Origin of the sequence: Streptomyces xanthii (assembly GCF_014621695.1) — a bacterium.
GTDB lineage: Bacteria > Actinomycetota > Actinomycetes > Streptomycetales > Streptomycetaceae > Streptomyces > Streptomyces xanthii.
The window spans coordinates 116973-127663 of the sequence record NZ_CP061282.1; the positions used below are offsets into that span (position 1 = coordinate 116973).

Genomic DNA, 10691 nt, shown 5'->3' on the forward strand with positions numbered 1-10691 from the left:
GCGCCCCCGGCACCTGAGTCCCTGAGCACCCGAAAGGAAACCGTCCTCATGACCGAGGAAGAGATCTTCTCCGTCATCCGCGCCCAGATCGTCGACGTCCTGCCCGAGGCGGCCGACATCGAGATCACCCTCGACCACAGCATGCGCGACCTCGGCGCCAACTCCATCGACCGCATGGACGTCGTCATCGCCGCCCAGGACGAGCTCGGCATCAAGGTGCCCAACGCGGAGCTGACCCGGGCGCACGACCTGCGCTCCCTGGTCGCCGTGTTCCTCGCGCACGCGAGCGCCCACGCGTGACGCACATACCCGGCGCCGTGGCGGTCACCGCCGCCGCGGTGCTCAGCCCGCTCGCCGATGACCTCGACGGCTTCACCGCCGCGCTGCTCGCCGGCCGCAGCGCCGTGACCCTGCCGTCCCCGGAAGACTCCGCGGACGACTCGGCCGGCGGCGAGGCGTGCCTGCCCGTCGCCGCGCTCGACGGGTTCACCCTCGCGGACTGGGCGGCCCGGCACCTGCCGGACGAGCCCGCGGCGGCGGCACGGCTGCGCAAGGTCGCGGGCCGCGCCGCGCTTCCCGCGCGCACCGCCGCGTGCGTCGCGCTGCGGGCCGTTCGGGACAGCGGCCTCGGCGCCGGGGAACTGGCCGACGGCACCGCGCTGCTCGTCGCCGGGAGCAACCTCGCGCTGGCCCACCAGGCCGAGACCGTCCTGGGCCATGACCGCGCCCCGGGCCGGCTGCGCGCCTCGTACGCCCTGACCCACCTCGACGCCGACGTGATCGGCGTGGTCAGCGAACTCACCGGGATCCAGGGTGAGGGCTGGGCGCTGGGCGGCGCCTCCGCCAGCGGCACGCTCGCCCTCGTGCACGGCGCGCGCACCGTCGCCGCGGGCTGGGCCGAGCGTGTCCTCGTCGTCGCTCCCGCCGCCGAACTGTCGCCCGTGGAGGCCGAGGCCTTCCGGCGCACCGGCGCGCTCGCCCACGAGAACCTGCGCGGCGAACCGGCCCGGATGTGCCGCCCGTTCGACCGCGACCGGCAGGGCTTCGTCCGCGGCCAGGCCGCGGCGGCCGTTCTCCTCGAACGGCCGGAGGCGGCCCGCGCCCGCGGCGCCGAGGTGCTCGCCGAGATCGCCGGGCACGGCCAGCGCCTGGACGCCCGGCGCGGCACCGAACCCGACGCCGGGGGCCAGGCCGCCGCGATGCGCGCGGCCCTGGCGACGGCCGGCCTCACCCCCGAGGACATCGACTACGTCAACGCCCACGGCACCGGCTCGGTCCTCGGCGACGAGACCGAGGCGGCCTCCCTGCACCAGGTGTTCGGCGCCCGGCCGGACCTGCGCGTCAACTCGACGAAACCGCTCACCGGCCACTGCCTGTCCGCCGCCGGACTGGTCGAGGCGGTGGCCACGATCGCCCAGCTGCGCGCCCAGACCGTGCACCCCAACCCGAACCTCGAACACCCCGTCGCCGAGCTGGCGCTGGCCGGCCGGACGGCCGAGCGGCGGCCGCTGCGCACCGCCCTCAGCAACAGCTTCGCGTTCGGCGGCATCAATGCCTCCGTCGTCATCCGCGTCCAGCCCTGAAGCAGCCTCGCAGTTACGGAGAAGAGCATGAAGCAGGTCGGCATCGAAGCCATCAACGCCTACTGCGGTGAGACCTACATCGACGTACCGACCCTGTTCGCGGCCCGCGGCCTCGACGACAGCCGGATCGGCAACCTGATGATGGCCCGCAAGAGCGTGGCGCTGCACTGCGAGGACGCCGTGTCCTTCGCCGTGAACGCGGCCAAGCCCCTCGTCGACGCCCTCAGCCAGGAGGAGCGCGACTCCATCGAGCTGCTGATCGTCGGCACCGAGTCCGGGGTCGACTTCGGCAAGTCGCTCGCCACCTACGTCCACGACCACCTGGGCCTGTCGCGCAACTGCCGCCTGTTCGAGACCAAGCAGGCCTGCTACAGCGGGACCGCCGCCCTGCAGATGGCCGCCGCCGTCGTCGCCGCCAGCCCCTTCGAGGGGACCAAGGCCCTGGTCATCAGCAGCGACGTGGCCCGCCCCGTGCCGCACACCTACGTCGAGCCCAGCCAGGGCGCGGGCGCCATGGCGATGCTGGTGAGCGACAACCCCGTCGTGGCCGCCTTCGACCAGGGGGCCAACGGCTTCCACAGCTACGAGGTCATGGACACCTGCCGCCCCGACCCGGAGCGCGAGGCCGGCGACACCGACCTGTCGCTGCTGACCTACATCGAGTGCCTCAAGGGCTCGTTCACGGACTACGCGGCCAAGGTCGACGGGGCCGACTTCGTGGACTCCTTCGACCTGCTCGCCATGCACACCCCGTTCCCCGGCATGGTCAAGGGCGCCCACCGCGCCGCGCTGCGCAAGCTCAAGCGCGGCATCGCCCCGCAGGCCGTCGAGGAGGACTTCACCCACCGTCTCGGCGCCGCGATCCAGTATCCGCAGCAGGTCGGCAACATCTACGCCGGCACCGTCTTCCTCGCCCTCGCCTCGACGATCGACAACGCCGTCATCGACCGCGAGCGCCGCGTCGGCGTCTTCTCCTACGGCTCCGGCTGCGCCTCCGAGTTCTACAGCGCCGTCGTCACCCCCGACTCGCAGCGCGCCGTCCGCGCCATGGGCATCCGCGAGGCGCTCGACGCCCGGTACGCGCTGAGCGTCGAGGAGTACGACGAACTGCTCACCGCCACCGCCGAGCTCAAGTTCGGCGCCCGCGACTTCACCTTCGACCTCGACCGCTTCCCGCAGATCACCAAGGCGCGCTTCGACGGCGGCCGCCGCCTCGTCCTCGCGGGCGTGCACGACTACCACCGCGAGTACGTGTGGCTGGGGGGCGAGCAGCGATGACCGCCGTCACCCTGACCCGCGTGCGCGGGGTGATCCGGGCCCGGCTCGACCAGCCCGAACTGCGCAACGCCGTCACCCCGCAGCTCCTGGACACCCTGCACGCCGCCGTCGACAGCGCCGAGGCCGACCCGGACTGCCGGGTCCTCGTGCTGTCCGCGCGCGGCGACGACTTCTGCGCCGGCACCGACCTCTCCGACGGCGTGCCCGTCACCGTGCCCGACGCGGAGGCGGAGGAACTGCCGTACTGGCGGCTCCTCGACCGGCTGACCCGCACGCCCGTGGTCACCGTCGCCCTCGTCGACGGCCGCGCCACCGCGGGCGGCGTCGGGCTCGCCGCCGCCTGCGACCTCGTGGTCGCGGGGCCCCGGGCGCGGTTCCGGCTGACCGAGGCGCTCGTCGGCCTCGTGCCCGCCATGGCCCTGCCGTTCGTGGCCCGCAGGACCGGCGAGCAGCGGGCCTTCGCGGCGACGCTGCTCGCCGAGGACCTGGACGCCGCCGCGGCCGTCGACGCCGGGCTCGCCGACACGGCCGCCGAGGACGCCGAAGGCGCGCTGCGGCGCGTCCTCGTGGGCCTCAGCCGCGTCGACCGGGACACCGCCGGCGCGCTCAAGGCGTACCGCACCCGGCTCTTCCCGCGCGACGGGCGGCTGGGCCGGGACGCGGGCCGCGCCTTCCTCGACCGGCTCACCGACCCCGCCGTGCACCGACTGATCGCGGAGCGTGCCGCATGACCACCGCACCGACCGCCCCCACCGGCCTCTCCGTCGTCCGGCTGACCTGGCAGGGCCCCGTGGCCGTGGTCACCATGGACGACCCGGACGGCCGCAACACCTTCTCCGCCGGGCTCACGTCCGGGCTCGTCGACTCCATCGAGCAGGCCGCCGCCGACCCGCGCACCCGGGCCGTCGTCGTCGAGGGCCGGCCCGAGCTGTTCTGCGCCGGAGGCACCCAGCGCGAGCTGGTCAACTTCGCGCGGGGCAACGGGAGTTTCGATACCGACGACTTCTTCCGGGTGTTCACCCGGTGCCCGCTGCCGGTCATCGCCTCGGTGCAGGGCCACGCCATCGGCGGCGGCCTCGTGCTGGCCCTGTACGCCGACTTCGCGGTCTTCAGCGAACGGTCCATGTACGCGGGCAACTTCATGAAGTACGGCTTCACCCCGGGCATGGGCGCCACCCACCTGTTCCCGAGCCGCTTCGGCCGTGAGCTGGGCACCGAGATGCTCTTCACCGCCCGCACCTACCGGGGTGCCGAACTGCGCGAGCGCGGCGCGCCCGTCCGTGTCGTACCGCACCACGACGTACCGGGCACCGCGCTGGACCTCGCACGGTCCATGACCCACGCCCCCCGGGCCTCCATCGAACTCCTCAAGCGGGAGCTGGCCGCTCCGCTGCTGGCCGCGACGGGCGAGGCGGTGGCCCGCGAGGCGGCCCTGCACCGCACCTCGTTCCGGCTGCCCGAGGTGATGGAACGCATCGTCGGCGCGTACGGCGCCGAAGCCCACTGACCCGAGCCCCGCGACGAAGGAACCGAAGGACGGCATGGACGGCATGGACGCGAAAGAGATCCTGACCCGAGTCAAGACCGGTGCGCTGGACGCCGCGTCCGCCGCCGCGCTGCTGCGCGCCCCGGCCCCGCCCGAGCCGGCCGCCGTGGACCGCGCGACGGCCGAGGCACTGCTGCGCGCGGCCGCGCCCCCGGCACCGGCCGCGCCGGCGACGCCTTCGGCCGCCGCCCCGGCGGCCGCCCCGGCCGCGCCCGCGCTCGAACCCGTCGCCGTCATCGGCTACAGCGCCCGGTTCCCCGGCGCGGGCGACGCCGACACGTTCTGGCAGCGGATCCTCGACGGGGACGACCTCGTCACCGAGGTGCCCGCCGACCGCTGGCGCACGGACGAGCACTACGACGCCGACCCCGGCGCGGAGGGCAAGTCCGTCTCCAAGTGGGGTGCGTTCCTCGACGACGTCGACCGCTTCGACGCCGACTTCTTCCGCATGACACCCCGCGAGGCCGAACTCACCGACCCGCAGGCCCGGCTCTTCCTCCAGGAGGCCTGGCGCGCCCTCGAACACGCCGGGCAGCGCACCGGCTCCCTCGCCGGAGCCCGCGTCGGCGTGCACGCCGGCGTCATGATGAACGACTACCAGGACCTCGTCGAGCGCGAGAGCGAGCACGCCCGGCTCGCCCAGGTCATGCAGGGCAACTCCAACTCGCTGCTCGCCGCGCGCATCGCGTACCACCTGGACCTGAAGGGCCCGGCCGTCACCGTCGACACGGCCTGCTCGTCCTCCCTGGTCGCCCTCCACCAGGCCTGCCAGTCCCTGTGGCTCGGCGACGCCGACATGATGCTCGTCGGCGGTGTCACCCTCTACCTCACCGAACTGCCCCACGTCTTCATGAGCCGCGCCGGCATGCTCTCGCCCCGCGGCCACTGCAGCCCCTTCGACGCGTCCGCCGACGGCATCGTCCCCGGCGAGGGCTGCGCCGTCGTCGTGCTCAAGCCCCTGTCGAAGGCGCTCGCCGACGGCGACCCCGTCCACGCGGTCGTCCGCGCCAGCGGCCTCAACCAGGACGGCAGGACCAACGGCATCACCGCGCCCAGCGCCGCCTCGCAGGCCCGCCTCATCGGCACCACCCTCGACCGGTTCGGCCTGACCCCCGACGGCATCGACTACGTCGAGTGCCACGGCACCGGCACCCCGCTCGGCGACCCCATCGAAGTCACCGCCCTCAACGAGGTGTTCGCCCCCGCGGGCCGACCCGCGGGCAGCGTGCCGATCGGCTCGGTGAAGGGCAACGTCGGCCACACCTCCGCCGCCGCCGGCCTCGCCGGGCTCATCAAGGCCATCGGCGTCGTCCGCTCCGGACAGGTGCCGCCGTCGCTGCACTGCACCGCCGGGACGCTCAACCCCGGCATCCCCTTCACGGACGGCCCGTTCACCGTCGCCACCGAACGGCAGGAGCTGCCCGCGGCGGCGGACCGGCCCCGCCGCGCCTCCGTCAGCTCGTTCGGCTTCAGCGGCACCAACGCGTACGTGGTCGTCGAGCAGGCCCCGGCGCCCGCGCACACTCCCGGGCCCGACGGCCCGGTGCTCGTCCCGCTGTCCGGCCGCCGCCCCGCGGCCGTCACCGACCGCGCCGCCGAACTCGCCCGCTGGCTGCGTTCGCCCGGCGGCGCCGACGCCGCCCTCGGCGACCTCGCCCACACCCTGTCCTGTGCCCGCGACCACCACCCCCACCGTGCCGCCCTGCTCGTCGCCGACCGGGACGAGCTCCTCGACGCGCTCGACCGGCTGGCCTCGGGCGAACCCGACGAGCGCCGCGTCGAAGCCCCCGCCGAACCCCTCGCCGACCGCGAGCACCGCCGGGCCCGCGCCGCCCTCGCCGACCGCTTCCTCGACCGGGCCGACGACGCGACCGCCCGCCCCGGCGCGCTGCGCGAACTCGCGGAGCTCTACACCGAGGGCCACACCATCGACTTCACCCGCCTGTGCCCGCCCACCCGCCACCGCCGCATCCCGGCCCCCGGCTACGCCTTCGCCCGCGACCGCCACTACGTGACGGCCGAGCGGGGCGTGCCGGGGGAGCGGTCCGCGCGGGGCGAGCGGCTCGCGACGGACGGGCGGCCCCCCGTGATGGGCGAGCGGCCCGCCCCGGCCCCGCGTCCCGTCCCAGGTGCGCTCTCCCTCGCCGACCTGCACGCGGTCTCGGACGGGTACGTGGACCCGGACCTACACACGGTCTCGTACGGGCACTCGGTCCCGAACCCGCACATGGTCACGGACAGCCAGGCGGTCCCGGGCCCGCAACCGGTCTCGGGCCCGAACCCGGTCACGGACGGGCACCTGGCCCCGCACCCGCGTCCCGTTCCGGGTGCGCTCTCCCTCGCGGACCTGCACGCTGTCTCGGACGGGCACGTCGTCACAGACCCGCACGCGGTCTCGGGCGGCCGCACCCCCTCCGTCCCGGTCACGCCCACAGCCCCGTACGACGACCTCTCCGCGCTGGCGCTCCACACCCCCGGCTGGCAGGACGCACCCCTGCCGGCGGGTGTGCCGGAGCTCGCCCGTGGGCCGCTGCTCGTGCACGACACCGCGGGGCGACTCGGTGCCGCGCTCGGCGGGCGGAGCCTCGACGGGATCGACGCCGTGCGCGCCACGGATCCCGAGGCCGTCCCCCTGGTCGTGCGGCTCGGCGCCGAACCCGGCGCCGACACCGCCGCGTTCGCCGCGCTGCGCACCGTTCTCGGAGCCTTCCGCACCCAGCGGCTCACCGTCCTCGCCGTCACCGCCGACCCGCTGAAGGCGGACGCCGCCCGCGCCCTGGTGCAGACCCTGCGCCAGGAGAACCCGCGCCTGGACGGCCGGGCCCTGCTCGTCGACGACGACGGGGCCGCCGCCGCGGACGCCGTACGGGCCGAACTGACCGCGCCCCAGGCCGAGGCCGGACATCTCGCCGACGTCCGCGGGGGCCGCCGCGCCCGGCGCGTGCTGCGCCCCGCGCCGCTGCCCGAGCGGGACGTGACCTTCCGTCCCGGCGGCGTGCACCTGGTCACCGGCGGCACGGGCGGCATCGGCCGCGCGCTGGCCCGCCGGCTCGCCGCCCGGCCCGGCACCCGTGTCGTGGTGTGCGGGCGCACCCCCTGGGCCGAGCTGGATCCTGCCGTGCGCCCGCCCGCCGACGGCTCGGGCGGCATCCGCTACGTACGCGCCGACGTGAGCACCCCCGCCGGTGCCCGCGCGCTGATCGACGACATACTCGGCCACGAGGGCGCCCTGCACGGTGTCTTCCACGCGGCCGGCGTCGTCCGTGACGCCTATCTGCTGCGCAAGACCCCCGACGACGTGGCCGCCGTGCTCGCCCCGAAGGCGGCCGGTGCCCTGGCGCTCGACGAGGCCACGGCCGGGCTGCCGCTCGACGTGTTCGCCCTGTTCTCCTCGGTCGCCGCGCTCGGCGGCAACCTCGGCCAGGCCGACTACGCCTACGCCAACGGCGTCCTGGACGCCCTCGCCGAGCGGCGCGCGGAACGCGTCGCGGCGGGGGAGCGGCACGGGCGGACCGTGTCGGTGCAGTGGCCGCTGTGGGACGTGCCGGGCATGACGATCCCCGGCCCGGTCCGCGAGGAGGTCGAGGAGCGCGTCGGCATGGTCCCGCTCCCCGCCGAACTCGGGCTGCGCGCCCTGGAAAGGGTCCTCGGCCCGGACGGCCCTGTCGTCGTGTCCCTCTTCCACGGCGACCGGGACCGCTGGCACCGGAGCCTGGCCGGCCTGCACCTGCTCGCCGACGACGGGCCCTCGCAGCCCACCCCCGCCCCGGCGGCGGCCCCTGCGCCCGCTCCCGCCGGACCGGCAAGCTCCGTCGCCCTCCTCGACCTGGTCTGCCGGACGGTCGCCGACGCCCTTGGGCACGACCGCTCCGCGATCGGGCCGCGCACCTCCCTCGAAGCCCTCGGCCTCGACTCGGTGATGATCCGGACGCTGGCCTCCCGGCTGAGTGCCGAAGTGGCGCCGGTCGGCCCGGAGATGCTGTTCGGTCTGCGCGACCTGACCGAGCTGGCGGAGCACCTGGCACGGCTCGTACCCGTCCCGTCGGCCGACACGGCAACCCCCGTCGAGCGGGCCGCCGCGACCACCCCGGTCCCGGTCCCGGCCCCGGCCACGCTCCCGGTCCCGGTCACGGATCCGGCTCTCGACGACGCCGTGGCGATCGTCGGACTCGCCGGCCGCTACCCGGGAGCGGACGACCCGGAGGCGTTCTGGGAGAACCTGCTCGCCGGCAAGGACACCGTCGGCGACCTGCCCACCGACCGCTGGGAGCACACCGGGGACGTCCGGGCCAGGGGCCACTTCCTGGACCACGTCGACCGGTTCGACCCCGCGTACTTCGGCATGTCGTCCCGTGAGGCGGCGTACACCGACCCGCAGGAACGACTCTTCCTGGAGGTGGCCCGGGAGGCCCTGGAGGACGCCGGGCTCGCCGGCAGCCGCCTGGACCGGCTCACCGCCCCCGACGGAGAGCCCCGCAGCGTCGGCGTCTTCGCCGGGATCACCTCCGCCGACTACCCGCTGCTCGGCGCCGAGCGCTGGGCCGCCGGCGGCCGGGACATGCCCTCCGCCCACGCCTGGTCGCTGCCCAACCGGCTCTCGTACCTCCTCGACCTGCGCGGCCCCAGCCAGCCCGTCGACACCGCCTGCTCGTCCTCGCTGGTCGCCCTGCACCAGGCCGTGGAGGCCCTGCGCCGCGGCGAGTGCGCGGCCGCGCTCGTCGGCGGCGTCAACCTCTACCTGCACCCGTCCCGGTTCCGCATGCTGCGGCAGTCCGGGTTCCTCGCCGAGGACGGCCTGTGCCGCAGCTTCGGCGCGGGCGGCGCCGGGTTCGGGCCCGGCGAGGGAGCCGGGGCCGTCGTCGTCAAGCCGCTGGCCCGCGCCCTCGCCGACGGCGACACCGTGCACGCCGTGATCCGCGGCACCGCCGTCGCACACGGCGGCCGCACCAACGGCTACACCGCGCCCAGCCCGTGGGCGCAGGCCCGGGTGGTGCGCGAGGCGCTGCGCCGCTCCGGCGTGGACCCCGCCACCGTCAACGTGATCGAGGCGCACGGCACCGGCACCGAACTCGGCGACCCCGTCGAACTGGCCGGGCTCCAGGAGACGTACGGGCGTGGCGGTGCCGCCGACGTGCCCTGCTCGCTCGGCTCGGTGAAGTCGGCCGTGGGCCATGGGGAGTCCGCCGCGGGCATCGCCGCGCTCACCAAGGTCCTGCTCCAGCTGCGCCACGGCACCCTCGCGCCCACCCTGCACGCCGAACCCGTCAACCCCGCCCTCGACCTGGCCGCGACACGCTTCCGGCTCCAGCACGACGCCGCGCCCTGGCCCCGGCTGCGCGACGCCGAGGGACGCGAACTGCCCCGCCGCGCCGGCATCAGCTCCTTCGGCGCGGGCGGCGTCAACGCCCACGTCGTCCTGGAGGAGCACCTGACGACCGCCCCCGCGCGGCCGCAGACCCGCACCCCGCAGCTCGTCGTGCTGTCGGCGCCGAGCCCGGCCCACCTGTCGGCCACCGCGGCCCGCCTGGCCCGCTGGCTGACCGGCGCCGGGGCGGACACCCCACTCGCCGACCTCGCCCGCACCCTGCACCTCGGCCGGGCGAGCCACGAGCACCGGCTCGCCGTCGTCACCGACTCCGTCGCCGCACTCGCCGCGGAACTGGCCCGCTACGCCGCGGACGGCACCCCGGGCGGCGCGCTGCGCACGGGGACGGCGACCGCCGCCGCCAGCGACCAGGCACCGGAGACCGACGACCTCGTGGCCGCGCTGTGGCGGGCGGGCCGTCTCGAACAGGTCGCCGACCTGTGGGTGAGCGGCTGGGACGTCGACCGGGAGGCCCTGGAGGCTCTGGACGCCCCGGAGGCCCAGGAGCCCGGCCCCCGCCGCATCGTGCCGCTGCCGCCGTCGGCGTACCTCGCGACGCGCCACTGGTTCGCCGACGAGGCGCCTCGTACCCCTCAACTCGCCGCTTTCGCCCCAGAGTTCACGCCCGAGCCCGCCCCTGTAGCCGTGCCCGAGCCCGCCACCACCGACCCGCGGCTCGCCAGGCTCGTCGCGTTCGTCGGGGAACTGGCCGCGGGACCCGGCGCCGAGGGCCCCATCGACACCGCACGCACCCTCGTCGAGCTCGGCGTGGACTCCATCGGCGCGATGAACCTGCGCTTCGAGATCACCGAGCGGTTCGGCCGGACGCTGCCGCTCCAGCTCCTCAGCGAGTTCACCGTCGACGAACTCGTCGCCCACCTGTCCGACCTGCAGAGCAAGTAGAGGGAACCGGAGAACC

The 10691-nt window shown here is 75.6% G+C and carries 6 protein-coding genes; all 6 read left to right on the forward strand.

Going from position 1 to position 10691, the window contains the following annotated elements:
- Positions 1 to 48: 48 nt before the first annotated feature.
- The 6 genes from IAG42_RS36315 to IAG42_RS36340 are packed head-to-tail and all read left to right on the forward strand — an operon-like array spanning position 49 to position 10675.
- Positions 49 to 300, forward strand: a complete 252-nt coding sequence (locus IAG42_RS36315) for a phosphopantetheine-binding protein (RefSeq protein WP_188341878.1) — start codon at positions 49 to 51, stop codon at positions 298 to 300.
- Positions 297 to 1583 carry a beta-ketoacyl synthase N-terminal-like domain-containing protein gene (locus tag IAG42_RS36320; RefSeq protein ID WP_223206487.1) on the forward strand — a complete coding sequence of 429 codons (1287 nt, stop codon included), beginning with the start codon at positions 297 to 299 and terminating at the stop codon, positions 1581 to 1583. The genes IAG42_RS36315 and IAG42_RS36320 overlap by 4 nt, the downstream gene beginning before the upstream one ends.
- A gap of 27 nt (positions 1584 to 1610) precedes the next feature.
- A complete protein-coding gene (locus tag IAG42_RS36325; protein WP_188341879.1) occupies positions 1611 to 2861 on the forward strand; it encodes a hydroxymethylglutaryl-CoA synthase family protein in 1251 nt (416 codons plus the stop codon).
- Entirely contained in the window at positions 2858 to 3592 is a 735-nt protein-coding gene (locus IAG42_RS36330) for an enoyl-CoA hydratase/isomerase family protein (protein WP_188341880.1), read from the forward strand. Before IAG42_RS36325 ends, IAG42_RS36330 begins: the two co-directional genes overlap by 4 nt.
- Positions 3589 to 4368 carry a polyketide synthase gene (locus IAG42_RS36335; RefSeq protein WP_188341881.1) on the forward strand — a complete coding sequence of 260 codons (780 nt, stop codon included), beginning with the start codon at positions 3589 to 3591 and terminating at the stop codon, positions 4366 to 4368. Before IAG42_RS36330 ends, IAG42_RS36335 begins: the two co-directional genes overlap by 4 nt.
- A 34-nt stretch (positions 4369 to 4402) precedes the next feature.
- Positions 4403 to 10675 carry an SDR family NAD(P)-dependent oxidoreductase gene (locus IAG42_RS36340; protein WP_188341882.1) on the forward strand — a complete coding sequence of 2091 codons (6273 nt, stop codon included), beginning with the start codon at positions 4403 to 4405 and terminating at the stop codon, positions 10673 to 10675.
- The last annotated feature ends 16 nt before the right edge of the window (positions 10676 to 10691 follow it).